Genomic DNA, 25,744 nt, shown 5'->3' on the forward strand with positions numbered 1-25,744 from the left:
TCCTTATCCAGAGACAGCTTCTGGTGCGAGACCGACAGGAGTCTCCTAATGGGCAACCTCAGTCATTCGCCGGTGCTCGACGGCGTGTTCCCGGACGGGCCGGACACCGTGCTGCTCCATCCCGCCCTCATCCCGCGCCACTGGCGGCGCCGGCAGATCGCCGCCGCAGTGCGACCGGGCACCGTCCTGAAAGGACTGCCCGGGGCGACTGTCGTGGGATTCCCGCTGATGGCGGGAAACGGATTCGCCGGGAAGTTCATTTTCACCACCGTGGCCCTGATCGTCGTGCTCGCCGGATGGCGCGCTGCCTGCGCGGCCAAAGAGGAGCGAGGGCCGCACGGTGACACTCCCCGGACCCGGTTGCGCCGCGGCGAGGGTTGGCGCAGTAAGGATTTCGCCGACCTCGGGGCCGACACCGCGAGGCTGGTGCGGGAATTGCTGGCCGGAGTCGACGAGCTGCACCGCACACCGGCCCGCGCCTGGATCGACCCCGCCCTGCCCGGCGAGGCGCACCGGGTGGTGTGGGAGGCCTTGTGCTGTCTCGACCGCGGCCGCGACGCGCGTGCCCTCGCCGAGGAACTCGCAACCGATCCCGACGCCGGCGAGGACCTGGTGGCCGCGGCACGCCAAGCGGCCTGCACGATCGACCACGACCTGGCCGAGGTCGCCCGGCATCTACGCGGCTGCCTGCTGCTGACTCGCGCGTGGGAAGCGAAACTGCGGCGCACCGACCTGACTCACCGCGCCGATCGTGTCCTGGCCGCTTTGCCCGGCCGCGACGAGCTGCGCCGCCTGACCGGCGCCGCGGAAGCGTTGCCACAGAACGTGTTCGCTCACGTCACCGCCGCCCGCGACCTCGCCCAGGCAGGGGAATTCCCCTGGGAGCGTCCACCTGTGGAGTGGCCCCGGCTCACGCTGCTGCTACCTCACCGTGCGACGACCAGTCCGCCCGGTGCCGGCGGCCCGGCAGGGAAGGGGCAGTCATGACGCGGCGAGGAAACCAACAGGCGGGAAGGGCACGGGCCTGGTGGAGTGTCCAGCGCGGCTCGGTGACCGCCGAAGCCGTCCTGCTGACACCGGTCCTGGTGATGCTGCTGGCTCTCACCGCTGTGGTGGTGCACCGCGGTGTCGACGCGCGGCTGCGGCTCGACGACGCCGCCCACCAGGCCGCCCGCGCCGCCACCCTGCACCGCACCACCACGGCCGCCACCGCCGCCGCCCGTGACACCGCCGGCGCCGCGCTGACCCAAGCGGGTGTGGTGTGCCGCGACGTGACGACCACGATGTCCGGCACATTGGCTCCCGCCAGTGCGGTGACCGTGCACGTGCGCTGCACCGTGGACTTCGGGCAAGCTGTCCTGCTCGGTGTTCCCGGCGGGAAGACCCTGGTCGCGTCCGCCAGCGAAGTCGTCGACACCTACCGGTCCCAGGCCCGGCGGGGTGGTGCCTGATGACGTGGTCAGCGCACGAGTGGAAGCGCGGGAACGCAGGCGCGGAGCTGGGCGTCGGTCAGCGTCCGATGCTCGAGCAATCTCCTCGCGATAAGGCCGATGTCCGTCAAGTGCCGGTCGACGAGGTCCTGCGCGATCTCGGCCCGCAGATCGGTCTGCCGGCCGGAGAACCCGTAGGCCTGGCGAGCCTGGGCGATCAGGGCGAGGTCGTCGTACCCGCCGTGCAGGTAGGCACCGAGGCGGATGTCTTCCACGGTCACACCCTCGTCGAGCCATTCGTCAGCGCGGATCGCATCGAGGACAGAGCGAGCCTGAGCGAGTGTCCCGGCGTGCCCGAGCGCGGTCAGATCGCTCATTCTCGTCACCCCTCTGGCCCGCAGCGCACCCGCGTGCCCGGCACCCCCGGGTGCCGACTGCGGTTGTGGTGGCGGGCTGAGGAGGGTCGGGTCACGGCGTTCGTGCTCGCTCTCCTGATCGGGCTCCTCGCTCTGACCGGGCTGAGCCTCGACGGCGGCCTCGCCTTGGCGAGCAAGGTCCGCGTCGGCGGGCAGGCCGAGTCCGCCGCCCGTGCCGGCGCTCAGGCGCTCGACCTCGCGTCCTATCGCGCCAACGGCACCGTTCGCGTCGATCCGGTACGGGCGCGTGACCTCGCGCAGCGGTACCTGTCCAGCGTCGGCGCGACCGGCACCGTCGTGGTGGCCGGGAACACGGTGACCGTTGAGGTCACCGCTGTCTACCGGACCCAGCTGCTGTCGCTGGCCGGGATCGACTACATCCACACCCACGGGCGCGGTGCAGCACATCCGCAGCGCGGGGTCACCGGCATCGAGCCCTGACCACCCGCTGCACCACTTCGTGAAGGGAGAACACCGGGATGGTCACCACGGACGAAGAGATCGCCCGCCGACTGGAGGAAACCGACTCCGCGCGCAGCGCCCGCCGTAAGCGAGCGGCGGCCACCGTCGGGGAGCTGGCCCGCCGGCACACCGAGCTGGCCGGGCAGCTCGCCGACCTCGAACGCGAGCTCGGTGAGGTCCTCACCGCGGCCGGCGACGTCATCGATGTGCCCGAGCTCGCCGCAGTCACCGACGTCCCCGCCACTGACCTCACCCGCTGGCGCGACCAGGCAGCCAGGGTCGTCCGCGGCGGTAAACGTAAACGCCCCAGCACCGCGAAGAAAAGCGGCACCCCCGGCAAGGACACCGCTGAGGCCACCGCACCGGGCGCCACCCGGCCCACCGCGCCCGCACCGGCCGCACCGGAAGCCACCAGCAACGGCGGGGTGACCCTCGCCGCGGCGAGTAGCTGATGCCCTCCCGTGTGCCGCTCACGCGCACCGCGCGGCTGCTGGGCCGGGTGATGCGTGGGCTGTTCGCGGGCGTCGTGCTGACAGCGCTGGTGGCCGGGCTGCCGTGGGCGCTGATCTACGGCGTGGGCTGGCCGTTGCCGGATCACCTGCCGGGCCTGGATGAGATCGGCTCGCAGCTGATGACACCCATGTCCGCACGGTTCCTGCTCCACACCCTCGCCTGCCTGGCCTGGCTGGCCTGGCTGGTGTTCGTTCTCGACCTCGCCGCGTGCGCGGCCGACGTCGCCCGCGGCGCCCGAGTGCCGGACCTGAAACGGCAGACAGGCCCGGTACGGCGCGTCGCGGCCGTGTTCGTCGGCGCCCTGCTCGTGGCCGTGCTGGGCCGCACTGCCACCGCCGCGCCCCTCACCACAGCCGACGCCGCGCACCGCGCCGGTCATGCCCAGGTGGCTGTCACGGCTCCCGCGTCCACGGCACCGGTCGCCCAGGAACAGGCCCGGCTTCCGGCCGAGCCCGGAACCGAGCGGGTCCGCCCGCCGGAGAACGGGGTGCACGACTCGCTCTGGCGGATCGCGCAACGCTGCCTGGGCGAGGGTGATCGCTGGCCGGAAATCTGGGCCCTCAACCACGGCCGCGCCCAGCCCGTCGGACGGACCCTGACCAACCCGAACCTGATCCACCCCGGCGACACCCTCCACCTCCCCACCACCAGCCCGACGCCCGCCCCGCCTAGGCCGCCTCTGCCGGAATCCACGCCTTCTGCGCCCGCCCCCGAATCAGCGCCCCCGACGCCGAGCACGGTCACGCCAGCTCCCTCCGAGCCTGCCCCGGCCGCGACACCCAGTGCCACACCTGCCGCCGACCAGGAGGTAGACGGGCCCGCCGGTGGCGCGGCGAGCTGGGGGACCGGTGAGGTGTTCGCCAGCCTGGGCCTGGCCGCCGCGGTCAGCGCCCTGCTCGTGCTCACGCGACGGCGGCACCACGCCCGATACCGGCCCGGCAGCGGCCGGCGCGACGACGACCTGCCCGTCGCCCCGGTCGTGTACCAGCTGCGCCTGGCTCATCTGCGCGCCCAGCACCACGACGAAGACCTCGAACTGGACGCTGAGACCGGCATCGCGACCGGCGGCCCGGGCAGGCGCGAGCGTCGTGATCCCGGCGGCGAAGACCCGGCGCCGCGCTCGGGCACCGCACCGGAAGGGACGGGCAACGAGGCCCGGCCGACGGTGGTCGTACCTCGTGTCCGCCGCGTGATCGGCGCCGCCATGCCCGCCGGCTGCGGCGCCGGACCGGCGACGCTGCCATCAGTGGTCGACATCGCGCTCGACATCAAGCCCTCTCCCGCCGACGGCGACGTCGCCACAGCAGGCGAGGGGACCCAGGTCGCTCTCGACCTGGCCCGTGTTCATGGTCTCGGCCTGGTCGGGCCGGGCGGCTACGCCGCGGCTCGCGCCCTGCTGCTCACCCTCCTGGCCGACTCCTTAGGGAACGCACCCACGCGCAGGGTCTACGTGCCCAGCGCCGACGTCGCCCGCCTGCTCGGTGTGCCAGGTGCTACCACCGACCTGCCGACGTCGATCACCGTGGTGGCCGACCTGGACACCGCCCTGGCCGCCCTCGAGGCCCCGGTGCCGCCGCGGCCCGCCGTCCTGATCGCGTCCCCACCCGGTGACCCCGGCCGGCAGGCGCGGTTGCAGCACCTGCTCGACAACCACGGCCAGCACGGCCTCACCGCGCTGCTGCTGGGCCAGTGGCGCGCCGGGGTGACCGCCTACGTCACCGGCGGCGGAATCATCTCGGCCACCGATCCCGGCCTCGGCGAACCTTTGCGCGGGACCCGTGCCTTCACCCTGCCCGAGACCGCGACCCGAGACCTCCTGGCCTTCCTCCGCACCGCCGCACCCCGCGCCAGCACCGACAGCGGCATCGCCGACACCGACCCGGCTCGCGACGCCCCCGAGCCCCGGCAGACAGCGACACCACAGGACACGACTTTCCTGGCCCCGCCGCGGAACGCCGCAGGCGACCCGCGACGACTGGAGATCACCGCGGGACCGCCCGCGCCGGAGCCGTCCCCGGCCAGCGACCCTGGCGAGGAACCTCGCCCGCACGCGGCCGGCACGGAGCCGAGGCCACCCGCGCCGCTGGCACTGACGGTCTTTGGTGCCCCGGCCCTGCATTGGCAACCCGACCCCGGCCAGGCCGAGGGGGAGCTGCGTGACCTGTCCGGGGAGCTGAGCAGCCGACCGCTCGAACTGCTGGTCTTCCTCGCGGTGCATCCCGGCGGGGTGTCCCGGGACGCGATCGTGGACGCTCTTTGGCCGAACGACCCGCCCCGCAATCCCGCCAGCGTGCTGCGCACGGTCCTGTCCCGCGTCCGCCGCGCCCTCGACACCGCCACCCGCGGCACCGTCGGCGAGCTGGTCCTGGCCGAGCAAGGTCAGTACCGGCTCGACCCGGCCGTGGTGGAGGTGGACTACTGGGACTTCGCCGACGCGGTGACCCGCCGTCGGACCGCCGGCACCGCCGAGCGGCGCGCTGAGGGCTACGAGGCGATTGTGGCGCACTACGGCGGAGCTCTGGCCGACGGCCTGGATTCCGACTGGCTTGTCGCGGCGCGGGAAGCGACGCGGCGCGACGCGCTCGACGCCGTGGCCGCGCTCGCCCGCTCCAGAGTTGGAGCCGATCCTGACTACACCTTGGATCTGCTGGAAACCGCGCGGGCGTTCGATCCGCACAACGAGCTGATTTACCGCGACATCATGCGCCTGCAGCACTCCCTCGGCCGGCACGACGCCATCTCCCGCACCCTGGACCTCCTGCGAACCCGCCTCGCCGAGATCGACACCACGCCCACCGCGGACACCGTCGACCTCGCCCAGCGATTACGCGCCCGCGACACCGGGATACCGATCGAGGACTTCTCCCGATCAACGGCGCCATGAATGAACACACCACCGGTTCGCGAACACGTCCCGCCCATTCGGGATCGAGGCGCGTTTCCGCGCGGTAAAGGTATTTGTGCGGAACAGCGAAATGCCTCGATTTCCCGCCGCGATTCCGCCCGCGCCGATGCTAGCGTCGACCGTGGCAGCACAAACATCGAGGCCAAGAAAAAGAACTTCGTGGGCGCACAATCGAATTCCCCAGCACTGACATCGGCTCTCGCCGAGTGTTCTCGGCGACTCGTGTGCGCCGCAAAGACACTCTGGTGCCGCCGTGGCGACCCGCATATCCGGCGCGCGGACACCGCCTTGCATACCGGGCCCGAACCGTCGGCGCGGTCACTCAGCGCCGCCCCCGTCGCCTCCGGCGACGCGGAGCGTGACTGCCAATCGCAGGGCCGCCGACCCGGCCTATCAGCCTCGTCCTCCGGTATCCACCTAAGACGGATCCCCCCATGTCAGCCGTTCTCGCAGGCTACGCCCCCTCCAGGGGGATCCACCGGTATCCCAGACTCGCTTGACACCAAGCAGGTGAACACATCAGGCCCGGCGGCGATGTCACGCGGCTCCGTCATCGTTTCACCAGCACTCACCCTGGTACCTCCCTCGCCTTCTCCCTTTCCTTCATTCTCTTTCTATTTATTGAAAAGGACTACATTTATCCGCGGTTTCATCTGCGGCCGTCCTTCCCTTTTTTCGGCGATCCACAAGCGCCTGACCTGCGCAAACATTTCCATGAAATCGCGTGCATTCACGCAAAAAGATAGGCAAAATTCCCTGAAATTAACCCCGGAAACCTATTGCGCGGCGCCCGGGGTCGAGTTACGTTTGTTGTGTCACCGGGAAAACCGGAAACAACGACAAACCACCGCACCGGGCGCGAATATCTCCCCGGAAAGCGGAAAACCGGAAAACACGTGATTGGGGATTGCTATGTGCTACGCCGACACCACCGACAACCCCGACGGTACCGCCACCGCGCATTGCTATTGCGGTTGGTCCAACACCTACCCCGACCACGACACCGCCGACGCGGCCGCTGAATCCCACACCCGGGACGCCGAAGCGGCGGAAGCCGACTTCGCCGCCGCCCACTGACCACGCAACCGCCGCACCCGACATCGGAAGGGCAACACCGTGAACGACAACACCGACGACGCAACAGAACGCGTGGTGTACGTGGTCGACCCGACCATGACCCGCGACGTGCAACCCGAAGTGGTGACCCGCACCAACACCGACAACGACTGCACCGTCACGGGTGTGGTGATCGACCCCGCCGACCAACAACAACTTTTGTACGGCACGGTAACCGGGCCCGACGGTCGTTTCGTCGGTAGCTACTTTCCCGCCGACATCGTGCGGCAATCGGAATGGCGGGTGGTAACCGCCGACGGCGCGGAATACCCCGCCCCCAGCGAAGGGCACGCCGTGCTCGCGCTCACCACCACATTGCGCCGCGCGTAAAAGCTCACCCCACCCGCCCCGGTCCCTGTCGCACACAACCGACGAATCCTATTTGCTGTGAAGGGAAACCAGCACGATGACCACGAACGCCACGACTCCGGCCACGGGCACCGCGCCCGCCGCCCCGGGCGCGGCCAACCGGTTGCGCGGCGGCGAACTCCGCCGCATGGTGGCCGAACTGCTCACCCAGCAACCCGCCAACGCCGGACTGACGGCGGGCGCCGCCGCCCGCCTCCTGAACCGGTCATCCGGTGCGGTGGGCAACGCCCTGGAAACCCTGGCAGCGCGCGGGGAAGCGGACTACATGGGACCGCCGTCCCGTGCCTACCACGCGAACGCCAACACTCCCGCCGCTGCCGCGACCGCCGTGATCAGCACGCGCACCACCGACCCCGCGACGGCCGACGCCACCACGCCGCCCGCGCCCGTGACACCGAAACGTGCCCCCGGGCCGACAAAGGCGACCGTGCCCGCGCTGGTGACCGCGCCGGTACGGCGCCCGAACGGGCAGCTCTACCACCCGCGCAAACTGGCGGGCAGTTCGGATGTGACGGTGTTGCGGCGGTTGCGGCAGAACAAGATTCCCTCGCTGCTATACGGGCCCCCGGGGACTGGCAAGACGTCGCTGGTCGAGGCCGCGTTCGGTGACGCGGTGACGTTGCCGGGCGACAGTGACACCACGGTGGACGACATCGTGGGCGGGTACGTGCCCACCCCGGGCGGAACCTACGAGTTCGCGCACGGGCCGCTGGTGACCGCGATGCGTGAGGGGCGCGCGTTCTTCATCGACGACTTCACCCTGATTCCCGCGCCCGTGCTCGCGGTGGTGTACCCCGTCATGGACGGGCGCGGGCACATCACCATCAAGACCAACAACTGGGAACGTGTCGACGCCGTACCCGGTTTCTACGTCGTGGGCGGGCACAACCCCGGGGTACACGGCGCGGTACTGAGCCCCGCGTTGGCGTCGCGGTTCCGCGTCAAGATCCAGGTGACCACCGACTACGACCTCGCCGCCCGGATCGGGGTCGACCCGAAAGCGGTACGGGTGGCGAAAAACCTCGCCGCACGGGAGAAAAAGGGCGAGATCGGGTGGGCGCCGCAGATGCGGGAACTGCTGGCGTTCAAAGACACCGCCGCCGCGCTGGACCCCATGACCGCCGCTGGAAACCTAATCGCCGCCGCGCCGGAAGAAGACCAAGACATCGTGGCCGACGTGGTCCGCAACGTCTTCGGCGCCCACGTCGCCCCGCTCGCCGTCGGCGAACAGTTCTAGCCACGGTCCCCACCGGTTTCCGCCCGCCCGCGACCGTCCGGAAAGGACACACGATGACCGCGCACATCGCCGCACCCGCCGCCACCCCTACCGCCGTGTTCCCCGCCAAACCTGAATGGCTGACCGTGTCGGCCCGGTTCGGGGACGAGGTCACCGCCATCGCCGACCGCGACGACCTCGTGGTCACCGTCGCCCCCGGGGCTGGACACGATGCCCCAGCGTGTTTCTTCCCTGACCTCGCCGCCATCGAAGTCGACGGAATCCACCTCCCCAGCGGGGTCGACCCCGCCACCGTCGAGCCGCACCGGGTCGGGGACCGCAAGCGCTACCGCACCGCATGGGGGCTGCTGACCCACGAATGCGCCCACGCGCAACACTCGGTGTGGCGTGTACCCCCGGGCGCGCCACCCGGTGCGGCGGCGGCCGCGATCCTGCTGGAAGAGTCCCGCATCGAAGCGGCACAGCTACGCCGCCGCCCGCAGGACCGGTACTGGCTGCGCGGAAGCGCCACGAATCTCATCCTCGCCGACACCCGCGCCAACGACCCCGCCACCGCACCGACCATGACCAAACAGGATGCCGCGCAATCCGCCGCGCTGCTGCTGGCACGCGTGGACGGCGGTGTCCTCAACGGTCGGGAAGTCGCCCGGGTCGAACGGGTCGTGCGCGGCATTCTCGGCGACGACACCCTCGCACAATTGCGGGCTATCTGGCGTACGGCGCACCGTGCCGCCGACGACAACGCCACCGCCATGATCGAACTCGGGCGCCGCTGGTGCGAAGCACTCGGCGACGACCCCGACCAGCCGCCGCCCGAACGCGGCGCCACCGACCCGGGCGCGCAACCCGGTAGCGGCAACGGCGCGCCGTCACCGTTGGCGCAAGCGATCACCGCCGCTGCCGCCGCGATCACTAGCGCGGCCGCCGCCGACGCCGCGCCCACCGACCCCGTCACGGTGGCGATGGAGGCACGGGCCGCCGAGGACGCCGCCCGCGTCCGCGCGGTTCGCGTGGCGAACAAGACCTTCGGCAGCGGGACCAGCCCGCACGCCACCCACATCACGGGCACCCGTCCACCCACCACGGCCGAACGCACCGCCGCGCGCCACTTGGCTCGCGCGCTGACCACCGCCGGAGTCCGTGACCGCACCACCACCACGACCACCTCCGCGATACCGCCCGGGCGGCTACGGGTGCGCGGTGCGATGACCGCCGCCGCGCAACGCGCGGCGGGAGCCATCCCCACCGCCGAACCGTTCACCCGCACCACCCGCAAAACCGTTCCCGCACCACCACTACGGCTCGGCATCGCCTGCGACGTCACCGATTCCATGAAGGAATACACGGAACCCGTCGCCTCGGCCGCGTGGATTCTCGCCCACGCCGCCCACCACACCGACGTGCCCGCCACCACCGCGACCGTGACCTTCGGCTCGGGCCTGGTCACCCCGATCACACACCCCGGAGCCACCCCCGCCCGGATCACCGAATTCGGCACAGGCCTCTCCGGTCACGTCATCGATGACGCCATCGAAGCCCTCGACGGCGCCCTCGACCTATCCCGCCCGAACGCCGCCCGGCTCCTGGTCGTCATCTCCGACGGCGACTTCGAAGACGAGACCCGCGACCCGGGCCAGCGGCTCCTCGATCGCCTACGCGCTACCGGTTGCGCGGTCTTGTGGCTGCTTCCCGGCGGTAGCCCGTGGCTTCGGCCGATGGACGGCGTCACGAACCACACCCTCACCGACCCCGCCGCCACCGCCCGCGCCATCGGGCAAGCCGCCACCGCCGCGCTACGCGCCACACGCTAACCACCCCCCAGACCCCGGGCGGGGCGGACACCCTCCCCCTCACCTCCGCCCCGCCCGGGCCCACACCAAGACCTGGAGATGACTTACCGATGACCGACACCACCATCGCCACCGTGGGCGAGCTGATCGCCGCCCCCGACCGATACGACCCGGCCGCCCCGCTACGGCTCGCGACACAACCCGGCTACCCCCTGGAACACCTTCTCGCGCGGGTCGCGTGCACCCCGGACCGTGCTGACGGCGACAGTCCTGCCGACACCGACCAGCCCGTGGTGTGGCTCGGTGCGGGCGACCAGGTCGGGTATGTTCCCGCGCCCGTAGCCGACGCGTTGGGGTGGTCGTGATGACCACCGACGAGACGCACAGCGGCACACCCGCCTCGCTGACCGACCGCGCGATCGCCGCCGCCCGTCGGCACCGCGCCATCGCCCCGCACGGGTTCGCCGACCGCTACCTGATCCGGTCCTCATGGGGTCGCCGTGCGATCACCACCACCCATATCGCGGCCGCGCTCGGCGTCGATGTTGACACCGTGATCGTGCGGGACGACCCCGAACGCCACTACGGCACCGAGGCCAGTACCAGCCCGGGAGATTTGATCGAGGTCACCAGCGACGGCCGCCCTTGGCTCTTCATCCCCGACGTGACCGGGGCCGTGCTGTGGTCCTGGCTGCTGCTTGGCCCGTGCCCGGACTGCGAGGCACCGCGGGTCCCCATCGCGCGAGTCGCCGGCCTCGCCGACCTCGGCGCGTACCTCGACCCCGAGTCCGAGCACCACGGTCTCGACACCGCGCCCACCGAATTCCACGGCGACCCTGGCCACCACCCGCACTGCCTCTACTCCGCAAACGCGTCGGAACTCCGCGCGGGACACCGAAAGGAGCCCCTGGCATGACAACAAGTACAGTCGCGGCGGCTGACAAACCCGCACGCATCAGTAAAAACGACCGAGTGGCCCTCGCCGCGATCGACGTCGCGACCGCGCTACCGGGCAAGTGGACGGTCGGCCGTGGCCGAGGCCGAAACCAGGTCGCCGACGTCGTGTGCTTGGCCACCGGGGTCCGTGTCGGCTTCGAGCCGGTACCAGGACCGGGCGCGTGGCACTACCGGCTCGTTCCGGGGGACCTGCCGCGAGAACTTGACGACGTTTTCCTCTGGTACTGCCGAGACCCGTTTCCCGATGCCACGTTCGCCGTCGGTGCTCCGGCCGCCGAGATCGCGACCGACATTCACCAGCGGCTGATCCCGGCCTTCCACCAGTGGCTCGACCGTGCCCAGACCGCCCGACGCGAACGTCTCCACGCTCAAACCCGTCTGTACAAAGCTCAGCGCGCGATCGCCGACCAACTGGAAAAGGCGTTTCCGCAGGCACCTCAACCTGCTCGCATCTACTTCCTCAGCGGCGACCTCGTGAGCATCACGCTGACCATGGCTGTCGACGACGCACTCGCCCGCATTCCCGCGCTCGCACAGGCACTCCGTCCCGATGACGCCACCACCGCGCCGTCCACACCGACGGAAACCTAGGAGAAGAAATGACCTCGATGACCATTGCCGTCTCACGCTTGTGCCCCGGTGATTTCTACGACTCCTCCCGCGCAGAGGTCTTCATCGGTACGGGCCCGAGAGCCGAGTTAAACGGCTACCTCGGATCCGCATGGCCGGACAGAGTGGCCGACCCAGAGACCGTCGCGGCGCTTCCCGTCGGGCGCGAGTTCCTCACCGCCACCACCGAGCCCGATTTCCTGACCGCGCTGGACAACCTGGCCGAGGCGTGGACGCTGAGTGGATTCGGACTGGCGGTATCCGGCTGCGATGACGAACTCGCGACGCTGGACAAGTGGTGGCGTTCGGACCTTCGCGTGGGCAGCTCGTACACCTTCGACGGAGGACGAGTCCTGTACCTTCCTGCGGGCCGCCCCAGCATCGACGACGCCGAGAACGACTGGCAGAACATCACCCTCGGCCGCGCGCTGTCCGCTACCCCGGCGACCGGGGCCAGCACTCTCGCGGGACGCGCGTGCGACGCGGTCGACCGGGCCCGCCGTCAGGATCCCGAATTCGACCTCCGCCGAGGTGACTTCGAACGCGATACCTGTCGCCGCGAGCTGATCCACGACGTGACCGAGATCTTCGGGGTCGCGCAATCGGCGGTGACGGTCACCGACGATCCCGACCGGATGCACGGCGGGTGGCGCTGGTTTCGCGTGACCATCACCGACGACGGCAGCGACTACCGATTCACGTCATTCAGCGGCAGAGGAGACGACCTGCGTGTCCTGGGGCCGTGCCCGGACTGCGGTCGCGAGGTGCCACTGGCGGACGTCACCGATCTGGTGTCCCTCGGCCGATTCCTCGGTGCGCGGACCGATAGCCACCTCGTTGCCTGCTCACCCGAATCGAGGTACGGCGTCGGCCACACGTCGGCATGCCCGCACCAGACCGGACAGTTCACGAAGCCAACCGCCACCAGCGAGAAGGCATCGTGATGGTCACGCGCACCGACTTTTACCTCGGCACCGGACCATCGGCGACCTGGCTCGGTTCCCTGCAGTTCGTCTGCCACCCCGACAACCTCCTCAAAGACCCCCACGGCCGCACCGCGCTGACCGCGAGGCAGCCCACTGCCTACCGGGAAGCGGTGCGAGACCTGCTGCCGATTTGGGCCGTCAAGGAGTTCGGCGCGGCACATGAGCCCCGCAACGGGTGGCCCTGGGACTGGGACACCAGCCACCGCAACGACTGGATCATCACCCACTACGACGGCGCCGCGCACATGACGGCGGGCGGCGGCGACCGCTGGCACCGCCTTAACCCCGACGACCCGTGCCCGCCGTTGCGGTGCGGCCCGCCGGACGTCGCGAGGTGGCTGTGCGACCCGGGCGCGCCACCCGCGCTCCGGCTCCCGACCTTCCGTACTCCCGGCGTGACCGACCCCGTGTCCAGCTGGCAGCAGCCCTGAGTACCAACCCTGTGGAAGACAGCCCCATTTTCGCGCCACTTAAACGAATCGGAGGAGAACTGATGCAGGACAGGAAGAAGCGTCTCTTGTGGACAGTGCTGGCCGTGGTCTTACCTGGACCGTGGACCCCGGTGATCGTGCTCGCCTACGTCCTCGACCGCGTCGCCGACAGCGACAGGGAGACCCTGCGCCACGACGGGGCCCCGCCGTACCCGCCACCCGATCCGTACGCCTGCGTCCCGGCGCCAGAGTGCCGGAACCACATCGCGTCGTCACGTTAAGGAGGACCTCGATGTCGAGCACCACCGACTTCTACCTCGGACGAGGCGAGGCGGCCGAGTGGATCGGCTCCCTGCACGGGGAGTGCTATCCCGAGAACTTCCTCGCCGTCCCACCCTTGCGGCTGGCGGTGACCGCGACCGACGAGGCGACGTTCCGCGCGGCCGTGGCCGACACCTTCGATATCTGGGCGGACGAACGGCTCGGTCACGCGTACCGGCGCGAGCTCGGCTGGCCGTGGCCGTGGTACTCCAGCCACAACAGCAGCTGGATCATCACCTTCGACCCCGGCGACAGCGCGGTGTTCGCCACCGTCGGCGGCGGTGTCCGCTGGCACCGCATCGACTCGCACGACCCCTGGTTTCCCGAAGGCGGGGACGACCCCTCGGCCCGCCGGACCTGTACGCGTGGCTGCGTGATCCGGCCGCGCCGCCATCGGTGCCGATGCCGCTGATGCGGAAGAAACCCGCCGAGATGCCCATCATCGGCGGTGACACCCGATGAGCAGCACGACGCACGACTTCTACCTCGGGCGCGGCGCGGACGCCGACTGGCTCGGCTCGGTCCGCCTAGCCAGCTGGGACGGCCGCTGGCTCCACGAGATCACGCGAGCCCGTCCGCGCGAGGGTTCATCACCCTCGCCGCCCTCTTCCTGCACACCGCTGAGATCCACGAGGCCGGCGAGGCGACCCTCGGCAACCATGCGTGGCCGTGGCCCTGGCCCACCAGCAGAGCTGGGATTCGAGGTCTTCGGCGGCCCCGCCGCCGACGCCACCGCGCACGCCTTATCGACGATGCCCGCCCTCTACGGCTGGACCGATCCCCTCGGCGGGCCGCCCCGCTCGGCGTACGCGTGCTTATCGCCGACGACGGCCGCCAACACCACCCACCCAATGCTCGCCGATCCGCGCGCCCGCGCGGTGCTCACCGCCCACTGACATCCCGCGTTCAAGCCGCAACCGTGAAGGAGATGCCATCCCATGTCGCCGAACACTGCACCCGCCGATCCGGCCACCGCCACAGAGCCGCACAGCGCCGCCGAGCACTGCGCAGCCGCCGAGGCCCTGTTCACCCGCGCCCGCGAGATCTACCCGACGCTCAGCAGCCGCGCGTACGACCAGGATGAATACCGGCGCTGCTTCGACTGGGCGTGCATGCACCTACGTCTCGCCGAGGCCATCACTGCCGGGGCCAGCCTGGTCCTCGCGCACCGCGAACTGCTCGCAAATCCCGACGTGCGCCTGCACAACACCTACGTCAGTGCCGAGACCCGGCACTGGAATGAGTTCATCGAAGCCCAGAACAACGCGACCGGGAGGTCAGCATGACCACCCCGCCCAGGCTCTCGTCGAGCACTTCGCCGCTGGAGCCGTTCTGCCCGGACTGTCATGCCGAGATCGGCCACGTCCACCACGAGTGGTGCGACGTAGCTCGCTGTCTGGCCACCGGGCTGCAGCGCCACGGTCATGACTTGGAGACCTGCCGGTGCCCTCGGGACAAGTGGTCCGGGTGGTGGCCCGGGGAAGCCGAATGCATCGAGTTCGGCTGGCTGTACGGATCTGGCTTGCCCGACCTCAATCGCCTGATGACCACGGCGACCTGGGATCCGGTCGCGCACCGCTGGAGCCGTCCCGACCACCAGACCTCGGCCGACCGGGACACGACCGTCGAAGGAGAGCCGCGATGAACGCTCTCACCACCGGATCCGACCCAATTGGACAGCAGCCGTCTCGGAGAAATCCGAGGGTGAGGTGCACTCGACCTGGTGGGAGAGACCGGCGAACCTGTGTGATCGGTTTCGCCAGCGCGCGGGCAAGGCACCAACGGCCGAGCGCGACTGTGCCCGGGGCGGTATCCGACCCCCGCGGCGCTCGCCCGAAGGGGCCCCCAGGGGGCGCTTCCAGACAGGCCAGGTCGAGTCTTGAGACCCCTGGCACAACGTTCAACGCCGCGTCGAGGAGGACGTACTCGTCATGCCGACCGCCGGATCACCCTCGCACTCCGCGACGCCCACTCTGTTCGACCTCGCGGCCCGCTCTCTCCTCCACCCCGACGTGTTCACCTTGGCCGACGATCAGCAGGCCGTCCTCGACCACGTGCGGCGATGCCTCGCCGACGAGGACAGGCCGAAGGCTGTAGCGGTGATCGCCGGCGCCGCGGGCACAGGGAAGAGCGCCCTCGCGCTCACTTTGCTCGGCGAGGCACTGCGCGCCGGCCACCGGGCCCGACACGCCACCGGCTCACAGGCGTTCACCACCGCGCTGCGCAAGACCGCCGGACACGGCTCCCGCCAGAACCAGAAGCTCTTCCAGTACTTCGGCACCGCCACGGAAACCGAGCCCGACAGGCTGGACCTGCTCGTGTGCGACGACGCGCACCAGCTCCGGGTCACCTCGAACACCCGCTACACCCCCGCCTCGCGCCGCAGCGACCGTACCCAGACCGCACAATTACTCGAGACCGCCCGCGTCGTGGTGTTCCTCCTCGACGAGGACCAGGCGATCCGCCCCGGCCAGCTCGGCACCCGCGACTACCTCGCCACCGCCGCCCAAGCCTGCGGCGTGACCGTGCACAGCACCGAGCTGACGAGCCAGCACCGCCACCGCAGCGTCCGTTACGACAGCTGGGTCCGTCGGCTCCTCGGCCTCGACGGCGCACCCTGCCTGCCGACCTCATGGAACGCGGACGAGGAACCCGCGCCGCGGTTCGAACTACGGGTGGCCGACAGCCCCGGTGAGCTGGAGCAGCTGCTGCGCACGAAAACCGACCTCGGCGCGAGCGCTCGAATGACGGCCGGGCTGTGCTGGCCGTGCAGCGAGGCGAGGCCAGGAAATCCGCTGGTCGACGACATCGTGATCGGCGACTGGCGCCGCCCGTGGAGTGTGAAGGGCCAGCGCGCGGTCAACGGGCTGCCGCCCTCGCCGTTGTGGGCGATCGATCCCGCGGGCGCCGGCCAGGTCGGCAGCGTCTACAGCGCGCAAGGCTTCGAGTACGACTATGGCGGCGTCATCCTCGGCCCTGATCTGCTCTGGCGCGACGATGGGTGGGTCACCGATCCCGCCGCCACCCGCGACGACGCCCTCGACGGCGGGGCAGCGGCCGACGTCGACCTGTGGGTGCGCCGCACCTACCGCGTCCTGCTCACCCGCGCCAGGGCGGGCACCGTGCTCTACTCCACCGATGCCGAAACCCGCGCCCTGCTGCACGACCTGATCGACACGTAGCCGACAGGTCCCGCCGCTGTCACCAGTCCCATGGGATATACGGCCCATCGACGTTGTAGAGCAACGAAAGGAACAGCCGCCCCGCGTTCAGGGCCGGGCGCGATGCGGCCTACGGCGGCGGTAGTAGGTGTCACCGCCACGTGCCGAATGGGGCGGCGAAGGTCATTGCTGGCACCGCCGCCTAACACCCGGTGTCGCAGGCGATCCACGGCACTACCTGGGTCTCGACTTACGCGCCGGAGGCAGGAAGATTCGCGCGCAGGACCGGTTGCCCCTGGGGCGGGGTGGCGGTCCTGCGCGCGGATCCAGGCGGGCGAGCCGTCAGGCTTTCAGCGCGGGCTCGGCGGCGTCGTTGTTCGTGTTCGGGATGTCGGTCTTGTCCGGGTTGATGGTGAACCGCTTCGGTGCCTCGCAGGTTTTGCGCGCGTACCCGTCGGCGACGAGCTTCTCCAGGGCGTTGTTGACCGCGCCGCCCGAACGGCCGAGGTCCTTGCCGATTTTGGCGGGCCCGAAGTCCTCGCCCGGGTGTTCGGTCAGGTATTCCTCCACCATGGCTCGCAGTCCGCCCTTGGGCAGTCGGTCCTTGTCCGGGCGGGCGGTGTCGGTGGTGTCGGCGACCGCAGGCGGTTCCGCCGCAGACGGCTCGGTCCCGGTCGTGCTGTCGGCCGGATCCCCCGGTGCGGTGTCGGGCACCGGGCTGGTGTCGTTCTCGACGTCGGCGGCAGTTACCGGGCCGACCTTGTCGTTGGTGGTGTCCGTGGCGGGGGACTCCGCGTCGTCATCCGTGTCCGAACCGGTGGTGGTGTCCTGCGCTGCCGTGGTGTCCGTGATGGTCGCGCCGTCGGTGTCGGAGGTGGTCTCCGCTGCCGCCTCGGCGCCGTCGGTGGTGTCGCTCGCTGTGGTGTCCGGTCGCGTGTCTTCGGTGCCGGGTGTGGCATCACGGTCCGACGGGGCGAGCGCCCACGTGTCGGGATTGCGCGGGCCGTCTCCGGCGGTCCGGATCGCGGTGCCGTCGCGCCCCCAGCGGGCCAGGATCTTCGCGGCGGTCGAACGGCCGACCCCGGCGGCCATCGCCAGTGCGGCGGTCGTGGAGGCGGGATTGGCGGTCAGCGCCGTCCGCACTTTGTCTTCCGTGGTGGGCGCGTTCTGCGTGCCGGGCGCATCGGACACGACATGCAGGTGGCGGTCGCTGTCGGTGGCGTCAGGGATCGAGGTGGTGTGGTTCTTGCGGGACATGACGGACTCCATGCGTTAGGTATGGAATGGGGATGGTCATGCCCCGGCCGGGGCCGTGTGGCCCGCCGGTGCGCATCCGGTTGTTCGGGCTACACGTCTATGGACGCTTCGTCACCGCGCCATTGTCAAGCGATCCGTCAAACAAGATATGTGTCTCATGTGGACAGCGCTGTTTGTTGACTAACCGGTGACGTGTCATGCGGCAACGGCAACTAGTCAAAAGAAGCTGTCACTAGTTGTGGTCGTGACGCCACACGAGGTTTCCCGGCGGCGGACAAGACGGCGCCTGAGACGCCCTCCGCCCTTGCCGTTGTGGGCGCGGCCGTATCCGCGCTTGAACCCGTAGGCCTGGTAGTGACCGTCATCGAAATGGTCACTATCCACCTTGCGTACGCCACGGTGACGACGAGAGGCGCTCATACCCGGCATTGCCTTCCCCTTCTTTGTTGAGCTGATACTCTCCCCGCGCGAAGCCCTCTCCCAAAGGTTCGCGGTGCGCAGGGTAGGGCTCGGAGTTGTCACCATTGATGCCTCCGTCAATGCACGAAGTCAAGTCCGTCAATGACGATCTGGCCAGCGACAACTATCGCTGGCAATGACGCGCAGCGGTCGAAACCGTCCACGCGCGAAGGGCCCGTCGCCATAAACCCACTACGGAGCACGGCTCGTGACTGCCGCCCCCCATAGTGGGCTTGTTGTCGGCCTCGGGCACCTGTTACCTGTTGTCGGAGGGTGCTTTCGCAAGTTCGGGCTGGGGCAGCGTGCCCCAGAGTCCGATGGCGCCGACGCCTTCGGCATACACGGTGCCGCTGTCGTGGACGGCGTGGATGACCACGAGGTACCGCAGCTGATAGGGGCTGCTGGTGAACCGGTTGTAGTGGCCAGCCAGTGCGAACGCCACCCGAAACACGTCCTGGGTGATATCCATGGTCGGCGCGTCGGCGGTGCCGTGATCGCTGTGGGGCAGGCCCGAGATCGTGATGTGGATCTGGTTTTGCGGGCCGGATTCGTCGACCGTGATCGTGAATTCCGCGTCGGCGTGGATCATGTCGTCGTCCTGGACGGCGATGAGGTCTTCGCGGATGCGGGCCGCGATGTCCCGAAGTGGCAGCTCGACGGTGTTGCCGTAAAGGTCGCCGATGATCGCCACGGGGGCGGGTGCGGATTCGGTCGCCGGGGCGCTGGTGCCTTCTGTGGTGGTCATGTTTCTGGTTCCCTTCCTTGTGTTTTCGGTCGCCTGCAGGTGCAGGTCGTCTGTTGTGGACAGTCGTAGTCGGCTCGCGCCAACGTGGGTGTGTGGGCAACGGGCGGTGGCTGTTCGGGGTTAGCGGCGCAGGACGTTGACGCGTTCGCCGCCGATGAGTGGTTTGTCTCCTGGTCCGGCGAGGTGGTCGGCGATCCAGATGGGGCGGTGGTCGCCTCGGCTGCGGTAGTACTGGTTGCGCCAGTGGCCGCGCACGATCCAGCTGTGGCGGTAGTCGCGGGTGCCTTTGCCGGAGGCGTCGCTGGGGCGGTCGGTGGGTGTGGTGCGGGCGCGCCGGAGGTCGACCATGCGGACGCCGTGGTTGAGGGCGGGTCGTAGCGTTCGATGCGGCGGCGGGCGGCGCGGGGCGCGATGGTGCGTTCGGAACGCACGAGGGTCTGGCCCATCAGGAGCCAGGTGGTGAGGATGGTGCGCTGCAGGGTGACTTGCACGTCGATATCGGCGGAGGTTCCTTCGGTCAGCGCGCTCGGCCAGCCCGTCATGTCCGTGAAAACATGGGTGTGAGGCCGCACCATTCGTAGCCGTGCGGCGGGGTGAACGACGGCGGAATCGGTGCGCGTTCGGTGTTGCGCAGAAACGTGGCCAGGATGTGTTCGGCGCCTTGGTCGACGGCGTCCTTATGGGTGGCGGGTTTGTTGTCCTGGGTGGGTGGTGGCAGGTTCAGCGCGGCGGCTTTCCGCATCTGGGCGAGGGCAAGGTCGCGGGGTACGCGGGCGAGTTTGCGTCCGATGTCGATAGCTAGTGGCTGTGGCTCGGGGACGGTGCCCCAGCCGTGCACCCACAAGCCGCCACGCCCGGGACCCCACGAGATAAGGGAGACCGCGTTGTGCCGTGCGGTGGCGGTCTGGGCGACGGGCGGGGTGTTCGTAGACCATGAGTCCCACGGGGGCGGGCAGGTCTTCGGGTTGGAGACGGTAATCGACCAGAGTGGTCGCGGCGTAGCTCGCGATGTCGGCCAGGTCGGCGGACACATAGAACAGTTCGGCGGCGGGAAGTTGGGCGCCGAGCGTGTCCGCGATCGTGGCGCCGACGTCGTCCAACGGCGGGAACGCGGGCTCTCCCGCCGTGTCCTCAGGTCGGGGGCCGACGAAGAACCGGAACCAGTTGCCCGCGCCGTCCATTCCGGGATCCCGGGTCCATTCGCTCATCCGTGCCCGGATCTCGGGCATGTCACGCGCCGTGACGGCTACCACGGAGGTGACCGACCTTGTTCGGCGGCAAGTTTCGCCAGCGCGGTCTCGACGTTCTGCCGCATCCTCGACGACGCGCCGGGATGGTCGGTCAAGTACGCCAGCATGTGCGGCACAGGGGCTGGGACGTCGTCCCGTGTCAGCACTGCCAGCGCGTCCGGATGGCGCTGGCACAAGTCATCGACCGCCACCGGGGCCACGGGATACCACAGATCCCGGATCTCGTAGCGGCCATCGTTCCCAGGTTGGGTCACACGCGGCTGGGGTTCGTCCGACTCGTTCCATGGGTCGTCGTGGATCTCCAGCGTGTCCCCGTGCCAGGTGAAGCTGTACTGGCGGTGCCGTAGAACGCTTCCAGATGGATCCCGATCCAGCGCGCGACAGTGGGGCGGCACCGCAACCCGACCTCGACGTCGTTGTCCGGGTTGTGCAGGACGGGGAACCGGGTCTGGTCCTCTATGACCCCCGGTGGTGTCTCGTCAGCGGGGATGATGCCGGGGAATGCCGGTTTGTACGGCATCGCCACCCACACCTCGCCCTCCGGCATCACCGGAAGTACCGCGGCACAGCCGGGAACGGCTGCGTGTAGTTCGTCCATAAGAGACACACCCCTTCGACAATGCGGTGCGCGATCCGCGCTATGGCACGTCCAGGGACGCTCGTGTACGTCGGGATGTCAAGCCGGATATAGGTTTTGACTCTATCCACGTCGCGATGTCACCGGATCGTTTGGGTTCCCTTGGCTTACACACCTGGTTGTAGGCCGCTGCATGTTCGACACTCATGTCCGCGCGAGTCAGATGTCTCGTGTGGGACGTACACGGTGATTCGATGGACATCGCGCGCGGATCTAGACAAAACCTATACGCGGCAAGACATATGGCAGTAATGGAGCGCTATTGTCCGGTGATGAACTCCAGGTCGTGCGCCGAGTCAAGGAGAGGTGCACATCGCCCATGTGCTCGACGACGGCCGGCGGCAACTCGTTGACGGGAGTCGTCATCGCAGTCCCGTTGCAGCCGTCGCTGCGGCTACCAAGAGCAAGGGGACAGACGGCCGGGCGACGTGGCAGCGCACAGAAGACGATCGCACCTTGGCAGGGATATGTGACGAACGCCACGCTCGCGCAGGCGCACATCCTGAATGCAGGCGCCCTGAAGATTCGCCCTCTATTTACGGAGGCGTGCTACGCGAGGCCTGTTAGGCCGGATGCCGGACTTGTACTCCGCTGAAGCTGCACCGAGCAAGCCTGTGAAGCTGTCATTAGTTGATCATTCACCCAGTTGGCCCCTGTTGGGTATCTAACGTGTTGTGTTGAATTTACGTGGAGTGCAACCACTCGCCAGGGGAGGGTGAAGGTGGCGGTAGGTTTCCGCGTCGGGGCGAGTCTGCCTTCAGTAGGTCGTCCTGCTTCTGGTCGTTCAAGATGTAGTGACTAAAGGAGGCCAACTGCCGTGCGTTTGTCCGATTGGAAGCTGGTCGCTGCCGTAGCAGCGACCACATTACTTAGCGTTCCGCAAGTCGCAATAGCGGACGCGAATTCGAGCTCGGAGTGGAAGCCGGGCGAGGCTATCTCGGCATCGCAGTCTGAGAAAATGATCGCCGAATTCGTAAACGGCATCGCCGATAGACATAATATCCAGATAAATCCAGCGGACTATGAAGTGGTCTCCCAAAAGGGGGAGGTCTCGATTCGCGCAAAGAAGAAATCCGGAGTTTCGGCGGCATACCGTTCCGGCGGGCCTGTTCCCGAAGTGGCGCCAACGGTAGGTGGCGACGGTGCGAGATCTGAAGCTTCGGTGCTTGGCTTTAACGTCGCTCCGCCGTCATCTGCGGAGGTCTCAAAGTCGAGAGATCGGGTCTCTTTGGGAATTCAGGCCGAGCCGAACTGGTTCCCGGTCGAGTGTTTCCGGCGCGTTGTTTGGGTGGATCCGGATCCGGATGGGGTGGTAGGCGATACCGTAGTTGGATGGCAGGACGCCTGCACACAACTGGGATGGTTGCCGCCGACGGCGGGCCGGGGAAACTGGATCTTCCGCATGTGGCAAACGTGTGCCACTCAGCAGAATCGTCAGATATTCACCTTGACCGCATGTGCGGTGCAGAACCTCATTACCTCGCCGGACCCCAGGTGGGTCGACTGGAGCCCGCGCTCCGAGCTGCCCGTCGGGCAGTGCAAGACAATTGCCTATGGAGTTACAGTAGGGCCAATTACTGGCCAATGGAGTTATCCGGCCTGCGATACGATCAAGATCGATAAATGGAACCCGCAGGTCTACTTGAAGGCGTGGTGGGCCGGGCGTGCATGGGGTAAAACCCGAGGTTCGGAATTGGTCTTCTCATTCACGGCGCCAGAGGGTGCAGGTGTGTCGGGCGATCCCCGTATTGTAATGTCTTGGGCTCCTTGTCGAGGTACCGGTCTCGGAGACAGGTGTAACGATACCCAGTAATACTCGGGTGTTGCCTGCTTGCTAAGATGAAGCACTCGGCAAGTTGAGGTGGTTGAGGTGAAGGAAGAAGTATCAGCATTTTTCGGCTGGATGCTAGTCGGCTTCGCGGTGATTGGCGTTGCCTCGTGCGCGCCCCACGGTGCCCCGCTTCCTTCACGGTCGCCTATCTCGCGCGCGGAGGCTGAAAATCTGCTTAACCAGGCCATCGACCTGGCGCAAGAAAAAAACTATGACCGCTTGTGCCAGGTCGTGGCCGCAGCTGAGCAGAATTGCCGAAACCAGCTCGAGGGCGCAGCTCGGTCGAGGCAGCAGCCTGGCCTCGAGCGCCCGAAGGTGGTTGCATTCTCGCACTTTGACGAGGAGGGTGGCCCCACTGCCGTTCTGAGGCTAGAAGGCCACCGTGCGGACGACGCGGCTTACACAAGTGACTTCGCCGTTATCCGCACGGAAGGATCAAAGCTCGGCAGTCTGACTGCGCCGTACTGGATCGGAAGCAAATACGTCGGAATTGGTCAACCTCCTCCCGTGACCTCGACGTCGAATTCAAGTGGCTAAGGTGAAACACAGTCAAGACTGCGTACTTGTCATTTAGGCGCAGAACATGCCATGTTCCCGTGGTAGCTACACTTTGATTAGCGTGCGGGTCGTGTGGCGCCCGCATAATCGTCGCCGGGGGAGCGGTAGTTGTCGATCTGCACGGGCTGGCCGAAGGTCGGGGCGTTCAGCATTTTCCCGTTCCCGATGTAGAGTCCGACGTGCCTGATTTTCGAGCGCGGGCCGTAGAAGACGAGGTCGCCTGGCAGCAGAGACCCGTCGGGCACTCGTGGTCCGGCGTGGTACTGGGTGTGCGCGGTGCGGGGAAGGGAGATCCCGGCCGCAGTGTAGGCGGCTTTGGTCAGGCCTGAGCAGTCGAATCCCGCGTCGCCGTTCTGCGGGCCGTTGCCACCCCACATATACGGCAGCCCGCGTTGCCCGCAGGCGAAGTTGATCGCGGTCATCGCAGCGGCGTTCGGCGCCCGGATGTTGTTGCAGTCCCCGGTCCCGGCCATCGCGGGCGCGGGCTGGCAGCGCACGCCGGACACAGCAGCAACGATCGCGCGCGCCGTGTCTTCGTGCTGGGCGTAAGCGTTGGGGAAGCCGGAGCCCTGCACGGTTTGGGCGGCGTCGTTGACGCTCATGGTCTGCCAGTTCGGTGCGGCGGTGAGGCGTTCGAAGAACTTGGTCGCCGCGTAGGTCGGTGTGGTGATCTGCTGCGCTGTTCCCCACCCCATCGAGGGGCGTTGCTGGAAAAGCCCGAGGGAGTCGCGGTCGCCGTAGTGCAGGTTGCGGAGCTTGGATTCCTGCATGGCGGCGGCGATCGCGACCACCCAGCCCGCCTCGGGTACGCCCATCTGCTTGCCGATCGCGACGATGACGCCAGCGTTGTCCATCTGCTCGGCGGTCAGGCCCGGCACCACGCCGGTCGGTCTCCCGTCGGGCGTGCAGATCATTGAACTCGCCGCACCACTGCCGCCGAACAGGGCGATGCCGATGCCGGCGACACCGGCGCCGATGAGCAGCGGAATGGCGAAGACCATGGCGGCGATCCCGGCCCCGAGTTTGCTTCCCATGGCTGAATTGCGCTCCTTCTCGCGGTGGTGGTCACCGGAACGTCAGAGGGCCCGGTGCGGCGGAGGGTGGGCCCCCGGGGTTAGTGCTTGCCGCGTACGAACCGGTTCGGCGTGGCCTGCGGCGGGATCGGACTCGGTGGTGGCAGCCGGTACGGCGAGGCCGCCGCGGCGTCACCGGCCTCGTCCTCGCTGTCCTCGGTGCCTGGGTCGGCTGGTGGTTTCAGGCCGGGCCAGGCGTCGGCGAGGTCGGCGAGGTTGTAGCGCGGGCCGGCGCGGCCGGGGCGTGCTGAGGTCAGCGGCAGCCACACCGCTTCGGCCGGGCTCGGATGCGGCGCGGCCGGGTCGAGCAGGTCGGCCGCGGCGGTGGCCACGGGCACCGCGCGAGGGTCGTCGAGTCCGGCGTGCACGCGGGCCAGGGCTGTGCGGGCTCCGGCCTCGCGGCGGGTGGTGGGCAGCCACACCAGGACCGGGGTGGCGATCCCGGTGGACTCGGCCAGCCGTGCGTAAGCCGCCAGCTTGCGGCCGACCTTGGTGAGGGACTCGGTGCCGGTGTCGTATTCGAGAAACCACTCCACCTCGCGCGTGGAGCCGGGGTGGCGGGTGCGCCAGCGGCCGTAGCCGTCGGGGATGACGAGGTCGCCGAAGTGGCGGGCGCAGCGGGATTCCGACCACCACGCCGCCACCACCTCGCCAGCACTGTGGCGGGTGCGGGCGATCAGCGAGGTGAAGAAGTCGTTGACGCCGACGGTGTGGGCGAGGCGCTGGTTGTGGGCGATGGCCATGGCGCGGTCGTGCCGGTAGCCGAGTTCTTTGACCTCGAGGCCGTGTTCGGCGGCGAGCACGGCGGCCCCGGCGGGGCCGAGGACGTAGTGCATGGGTGCGGAGCCGAGTTGCTGGAAGGGCTGGAACCGCGATACCGCACGCCAGAGGTAGAGATCCCGTACCCGCTGGCGTGCCGAGCGGCCAGACGGGAAGGCGGCGTCCTGGATCTGAAAACTCGTCAGGACCCGGTGTTCGTGCAGCAGAGCGAGTAGCCACTTGTCGCGGGTGGTAAGGCGGGAGGCGAGCATGGCCTGGTGCTCAACGGAACTGGCGGCTCGGGCGGTTTGAGGTCCGGGCAGGTGATCCCGCAAGGTGTGCTGGCGGGTGGTGGTCGTGATCAACGGGCACTCCCGTGGTTGTGAACAGGCTGTGGACAAGTGCTGTGGACAGACCGGTGCAGGCGTCGGCCGAGGACTGGATGCGAGTGGCTGTTTCCTTGTAATGCGTG

The 25,744-nt window shown here is 68.6% G+C and carries 32 protein-coding genes; 23 read left to right on the forward strand and 9 right to left on the reverse strand.

What is annotated here, in order from left to right; all coding sequences use genetic code 11:
* Positions 1-48: 48 nt before the first annotated feature.
* Complete coding sequence (locus ACLJQ7_RS10565) at positions 49-987, forward strand: hypothetical protein (protein WP_410647983.1); 939 nt, start codon at positions 49-51, stop codon at positions 985-987.
* Positions 984-1,451: a TadE/TadG family type IV pilus assembly protein gene (locus ACLJQ7_RS10570; RefSeq protein ID WP_410647984.1), complete on the forward strand. Its 468-nt coding sequence runs from the start codon at positions 984-986 to the stop codon at positions 1,449-1,451. The genes ACLJQ7_RS10565 and ACLJQ7_RS10570 overlap by 4 nt, the downstream gene beginning before the upstream one ends.
* Before the next feature lie 8 nt (positions 1,452-1,459).
* Here the strand turns inward: ACLJQ7_RS10570 and ACLJQ7_RS10575 are convergent, their stop codons facing one another.
* Entirely contained in the window at positions 1,460-1,807 is a 348-nt protein-coding gene (locus ACLJQ7_RS10575) for a hypothetical protein (RefSeq protein WP_410647985.1), read from the reverse strand.
* Positions 1,808-1,909: 102 nt separating this feature from the next.
* Here ACLJQ7_RS10575 and ACLJQ7_RS10580 point away from each other — a divergent pair, with 102 nt between their 5' ends.
* The 19 genes from ACLJQ7_RS10580 to ACLJQ7_RS10670 all read left to right on the forward strand — a co-directional run bounded on the left by ACLJQ7_RS10580 (position 1,910) and on the right by ACLJQ7_RS10670 (position 16,724).
* Positions 1,910-2,287, forward strand: coding sequence for a hypothetical protein (locus ACLJQ7_RS10580; protein WP_410647986.1), 378 nt, complete (start codon positions 1,910-1,912; stop codon positions 2,285-2,287).
* Positions 2,288-2,325: 38 nt separating this feature from the next.
* Positions 2,326-2,760, forward strand: coding sequence for a hypothetical protein (locus ACLJQ7_RS10585; RefSeq protein ID WP_410647987.1), 435 nt, complete (start codon positions 2,326-2,328; stop codon positions 2,758-2,760).
* Entirely contained in the window at positions 2,760-5,705 is a 2,946-nt protein-coding gene (locus ACLJQ7_RS10590) for a BTAD domain-containing putative transcriptional regulator (RefSeq protein WP_410647988.1), read from the forward strand. Before ACLJQ7_RS10585 ends, ACLJQ7_RS10590 begins: the two co-directional genes overlap by 1 nt.
* Positions 5,706-6,236: 531 nt before the next feature.
* Positions 6,237-6,626 carry a hypothetical protein gene (locus tag ACLJQ7_RS10595; RefSeq protein ID WP_410647989.1) on the forward strand — a complete coding sequence of 130 codons (390 nt, stop codon included), beginning with the start codon at positions 6,237-6,239 and terminating at the stop codon, positions 6,624-6,626.
* 12 nt (positions 6,627-6,638) lie between these two features.
* Positions 6,639-6,803, forward strand: coding sequence for a hypothetical protein (locus tag ACLJQ7_RS10600; RefSeq protein ID WP_410647990.1), 165 nt, complete (start codon positions 6,639-6,641; stop codon positions 6,801-6,803).
* Positions 6,804-6,842: 39 nt separating this feature from the next.
* Positions 6,843-7,172 carry a hypothetical protein gene (locus tag ACLJQ7_RS10605; protein ID WP_410647992.1) on the forward strand — a complete coding sequence of 110 codons (330 nt, stop codon included), beginning with the start codon at positions 6,843-6,845 and terminating at the stop codon, positions 7,170-7,172.
* Between the two features lie 76 nt (positions 7,173-7,248).
* Positions 7,249-8,448, forward strand: a complete 1,200-nt coding sequence (locus ACLJQ7_RS10610; protein ID WP_410647993.1) for an AAA family ATPase — start codon at positions 7,249-7,251, stop codon at positions 8,446-8,448.
* 53 nt (positions 8,449-8,501) lie between these two features.
* On the forward strand, positions 8,502-10,259 hold the full coding sequence (locus tag ACLJQ7_RS10615; protein WP_410647994.1) for a hypothetical protein: 1,758 nt from the start codon (positions 8,502-8,504) through the stop codon (positions 10,257-10,259).
* 89 nt (positions 10,260-10,348) lie between these two features.
* Complete coding sequence (locus ACLJQ7_RS10620) at positions 10,349-10,603, forward strand: hypothetical protein (protein WP_410647995.1); 255 nt, start codon at positions 10,349-10,351, stop codon at positions 10,601-10,603.
* A complete protein-coding gene (locus ACLJQ7_RS10625; RefSeq protein WP_410647996.1) occupies positions 10,603-11,154 on the forward strand; it encodes a hypothetical protein in 552 nt (183 codons plus the stop codon). Before ACLJQ7_RS10620 ends, ACLJQ7_RS10625 begins: the two co-directional genes overlap by 1 nt.
* Positions 11,151-11,786 (forward strand): hypothetical protein, encoded by a 636-nt coding sequence (locus tag ACLJQ7_RS10630; protein ID WP_410647997.1) that lies wholly within the window; start codon positions 11,151-11,153, stop codon positions 11,784-11,786. The genes ACLJQ7_RS10625 and ACLJQ7_RS10630 overlap by 4 nt, the downstream gene beginning before the upstream one ends.
* Positions 11,787-11,794: 8 nt before the next feature.
* The gene (locus tag ACLJQ7_RS10635; protein ID WP_410647998.1) at positions 11,795-12,748 is read left to right on the forward strand and encodes a hypothetical protein; all 954 of its coding nucleotides are present in this window, start codon (positions 11,795-11,797) and stop codon (positions 12,746-12,748) included.
* Positions 12,745-13,221, forward strand: a complete 477-nt coding sequence (locus ACLJQ7_RS10640; protein WP_410647999.1) for a hypothetical protein — start codon at positions 12,745-12,747, stop codon at positions 13,219-13,221. Before ACLJQ7_RS10635 ends, ACLJQ7_RS10640 begins: the two co-directional genes overlap by 4 nt.
* 104 nt (positions 13,222-13,325) lie before the next feature.
* On the forward strand, positions 13,326-13,502 hold the full coding sequence (locus ACLJQ7_RS10645; RefSeq protein WP_410648000.1) for a hypothetical protein: 177 nt from the start codon (positions 13,326-13,328) through the stop codon (positions 13,500-13,502).
* Positions 13,503-13,513: 11 nt separating this feature from the next.
* Positions 13,514-13,954: a hypothetical protein gene (locus ACLJQ7_RS10650; RefSeq protein ID WP_410648001.1), complete on the forward strand. Its 441-nt coding sequence runs from the start codon at positions 13,514-13,516 to the stop codon at positions 13,952-13,954.
* Positions 13,955-14,201: 247 nt separating this feature from the next.
* Entirely contained in the window at positions 14,202-14,438 is a 237-nt protein-coding gene (locus ACLJQ7_RS10655; protein WP_410648002.1) for a hypothetical protein, read from the forward strand.
* A gap of 42 nt (positions 14,439-14,480) precedes the next feature.
* A complete protein-coding gene (locus ACLJQ7_RS10660; protein ID WP_410648003.1) occupies positions 14,481-14,828 on the forward strand; it encodes a hypothetical protein in 348 nt (115 codons plus the stop codon).
* Positions 14,825-15,187, forward strand: coding sequence for a hypothetical protein (locus ACLJQ7_RS10665; protein ID WP_410648004.1), 363 nt, complete (start codon positions 14,825-14,827; stop codon positions 15,185-15,187). The genes ACLJQ7_RS10660 and ACLJQ7_RS10665 overlap by 4 nt, the downstream gene beginning before the upstream one ends.
* A 286-nt stretch (positions 15,188-15,473) precedes the next feature.
* The gene (locus ACLJQ7_RS10670) at positions 15,474-16,724 is read left to right on the forward strand and encodes a DNA/RNA helicase domain-containing protein (protein ID WP_410648005.1); all 1,251 of its coding nucleotides are present in this window, start codon (positions 15,474-15,476) and stop codon (positions 16,722-16,724) included.
* Between the two features lie 321 nt (positions 16,725-17,045).
* Here the strand turns inward: ACLJQ7_RS10670 and ACLJQ7_RS10675 are convergent, their stop codons facing one another.
* The 6 genes from ACLJQ7_RS10675 to ACLJQ7_RS10700 form a co-directional block, all read right to left on the reverse strand.
* A complete protein-coding gene (locus ACLJQ7_RS10675) occupies positions 17,046-17,960 on the reverse strand; it encodes a hypothetical protein (protein WP_410648006.1) in 915 nt (304 codons plus the stop codon).
* A gap of 715 nt (positions 17,961-18,675) precedes the next feature.
* A complete protein-coding gene (locus tag ACLJQ7_RS10680) occupies positions 18,676-19,164 on the reverse strand; it encodes a hypothetical protein (protein WP_410648007.1) in 489 nt (162 codons plus the stop codon).
* Between the two features lie 120 nt (positions 19,165-19,284).
* Complete coding sequence (locus tag ACLJQ7_RS10685) at positions 19,285-19,512, reverse strand: hypothetical protein (RefSeq protein WP_410648008.1); 228 nt, start codon at positions 19,510-19,512, stop codon at positions 19,285-19,287.
* 190 nt (positions 19,513-19,702) lie between these two features.
* Complete coding sequence (locus tag ACLJQ7_RS10690; RefSeq protein WP_410648009.1) at positions 19,703-19,906, reverse strand: hypothetical protein; 204 nt, start codon at positions 19,904-19,906, stop codon at positions 19,703-19,705.
* A 504-nt stretch (positions 19,907-20,410) separates the two neighbouring features.
* Positions 20,411-20,605 (reverse strand): hypothetical protein, encoded by a 195-nt coding sequence (locus ACLJQ7_RS10695; RefSeq protein WP_410648010.1) that lies wholly within the window; start codon positions 20,603-20,605, stop codon positions 20,411-20,413.
* Between the two features lie 59 nt (positions 20,606-20,664).
* A complete protein-coding gene (locus tag ACLJQ7_RS10700; protein ID WP_410648011.1) occupies positions 20,665-21,012 on the reverse strand; it encodes a hypothetical protein in 348 nt (115 codons plus the stop codon).
* Between the two features lie 856 nt (positions 21,013-21,868).
* Between ACLJQ7_RS10700 and ACLJQ7_RS10705 the strand changes: the two genes are divergently transcribed.
* Together ACLJQ7_RS10705 and ACLJQ7_RS10710 are read left to right on the forward strand one after the other, a co-directional pair.
* Positions 21,869-22,864: a hypothetical protein gene (locus ACLJQ7_RS10705; RefSeq protein WP_410648012.1), complete on the forward strand. Its 996-nt coding sequence runs from the start codon at positions 21,869-21,871 to the stop codon at positions 22,862-22,864.
* A 57-nt stretch (positions 22,865-22,921) separates the two neighbouring features.
* Positions 22,922-23,419 (forward strand): hypothetical protein, encoded by a 498-nt coding sequence (locus ACLJQ7_RS10710; RefSeq protein WP_410648014.1) that lies wholly within the window; start codon positions 22,922-22,924, stop codon positions 23,417-23,419.
* A 77-nt stretch (positions 23,420-23,496) separates the two neighbouring features.
* On the opposite strand, the gene ACLJQ7_RS10715 is transcribed toward ACLJQ7_RS10710, so the two are convergent.
* Both ACLJQ7_RS10715 and ACLJQ7_RS10720 read right to left on the reverse strand, forming a co-directional pair.
* On the reverse strand, positions 23,497-24,474 hold the full coding sequence (locus tag ACLJQ7_RS10715) for a C40 family peptidase (protein WP_410648015.1): 978 nt from the start codon (positions 24,472-24,474) through the stop codon (positions 23,497-23,499).
* Between the two features lie 80 nt (positions 24,475-24,554).
* Positions 24,555-25,637, reverse strand: coding sequence for a replication-relaxation family protein (locus tag ACLJQ7_RS10720; protein ID WP_410648016.1), 1,083 nt, complete (start codon positions 25,635-25,637; stop codon positions 24,555-24,557).
* Positions 25,638-25,744 lie beyond the last annotated feature (107 nt).

This window comes from Amycolatopsis sp. cmx-4-54, assembly GCF_046548895.1.
In the GTDB taxonomy this organism is placed as follows: domain Bacteria; phylum Actinomycetota; class Actinomycetes; order Mycobacteriales; family Pseudonocardiaceae; genus Amycolatopsis.

Bases quoted from the DNA above. Each gene is read 5' to 3' on its own strand.
- ACLJQ7_RS10630 (WP_410647997.1), top strand. From the start codon at position 11,151: ATGACAACAAGTACAGTCGCGGCGGCTGACAAACCCGCACGCATCAGT.
- ACLJQ7_RS10665 (WP_410648004.1), top strand. From the start codon at position 14,825: ATGACCACCCCGCCCAGGCTCTCGTCGAGCACTTCGCCGCTGGAGCCG.
- ACLJQ7_RS10685 (WP_410648008.1), bottom strand. From the start codon at position 19,512: ATGGTCGACCTCCGGCGCGCCCGCACCACACCCACCGACCGCCCCAGC.
- ACLJQ7_RS10565 (WP_410647983.1), top strand. From the start codon at position 49: ATGGGCAACCTCAGTCATTCGCCGGTGCTCGACGGCGTGTTCCCGGAC.
- ACLJQ7_RS10700 (WP_410648011.1), bottom strand. From the start codon at position 21,012: ATGGACGAACTACACGCAGCCGTTCCCGGCTGTGCCGCGGTACTTCCG.
- ACLJQ7_RS10650 (WP_410648001.1), top strand. From the start codon at position 13,514: ATGTCGAGCACCACCGACTTCTACCTCGGACGAGGCGAGGCGGCCGAG.
- ACLJQ7_RS10690 (WP_410648009.1), bottom strand. From the start codon at position 19,906: ATGCGGAAAGCCGCCGCGCTGAACCTGCCACCACCCACCCAGGACAAC.
- ACLJQ7_RS10615 (WP_410647994.1), top strand. From the start codon at position 8,502: ATGACCGCGCACATCGCCGCACCCGCCGCCACCCCTACCGCCGTGTTC.
- ACLJQ7_RS10620 (WP_410647995.1), top strand. From the start codon at position 10,349: ATGACCGACACCACCATCGCCACCGTGGGCGAGCTGATCGCCGCCCCC.
- ACLJQ7_RS10635 (WP_410647998.1), top strand. From the start codon at position 11,795: ATGACCTCGATGACCATTGCCGTCTCACGCTTGTGCCCCGGTGATTTC.
- ACLJQ7_RS10590 (WP_410647988.1), top strand. From the start codon at position 2,760: ATGCCCTCCCGTGTGCCGCTCACGCGCACCGCGCGGCTGCTGGGCCGG.
- ACLJQ7_RS10715 (WP_410648015.1), bottom strand. From the start codon at position 24,474: ATGGGAAGCAAACTCGGGGCCGGGATCGCCGCCATGGTCTTCGCCATT.
- ACLJQ7_RS10610 (WP_410647993.1), top strand. From the start codon at position 7,249: ATGACCACGAACGCCACGACTCCGGCCACGGGCACCGCGCCCGCCGCC.
- ACLJQ7_RS10670 (WP_410648005.1), top strand. From the start codon at position 15,474: ATGCCGACCGCCGGATCACCCTCGCACTCCGCGACGCCCACTCTGTTC.
- ACLJQ7_RS10575 (WP_410647985.1), bottom strand. From the start codon at position 1,807: ATGAGCGATCTGACCGCGCTCGGGCACGCCGGGACACTCGCTCAGGCT.
- ACLJQ7_RS10680 (WP_410648007.1), bottom strand. From the start codon at position 19,164: ATGACCACCACAGAAGGCACCAGCGCCCCGGCGACCGAATCCGCACCC.
- ACLJQ7_RS10675 (WP_410648006.1), bottom strand. From the start codon at position 17,960: ATGTCCCGCAAGAACCACACCACCTCGATCCCTGACGCCACCGACAGC.
- ACLJQ7_RS10570 (WP_410647984.1), top strand. From the start codon at position 984: ATGACGCGGCGAGGAAACCAACAGGCGGGAAGGGCACGGGCCTGGTGG.
- ACLJQ7_RS10585 (WP_410647987.1), top strand. From the start codon at position 2,326: ATGGTCACCACGGACGAAGAGATCGCCCGCCGACTGGAGGAAACCGAC.
- ACLJQ7_RS10655 (WP_410648002.1), top strand. From the start codon at position 14,202: ATGCGTGGCCGTGGCCCTGGCCCACCAGCAGAGCTGGGATTCGAGGTC.
- ACLJQ7_RS10660 (WP_410648003.1), top strand. From the start codon at position 14,481: ATGTCGCCGAACACTGCACCCGCCGATCCGGCCACCGCCACAGAGCCG.
- ACLJQ7_RS10625 (WP_410647996.1), top strand. From the start codon at position 10,603: ATGACCACCGACGAGACGCACAGCGGCACACCCGCCTCGCTGACCGAC.
- ACLJQ7_RS10600 (WP_410647990.1), top strand. From the start codon at position 6,639: ATGTGCTACGCCGACACCACCGACAACCCCGACGGTACCGCCACCGCG.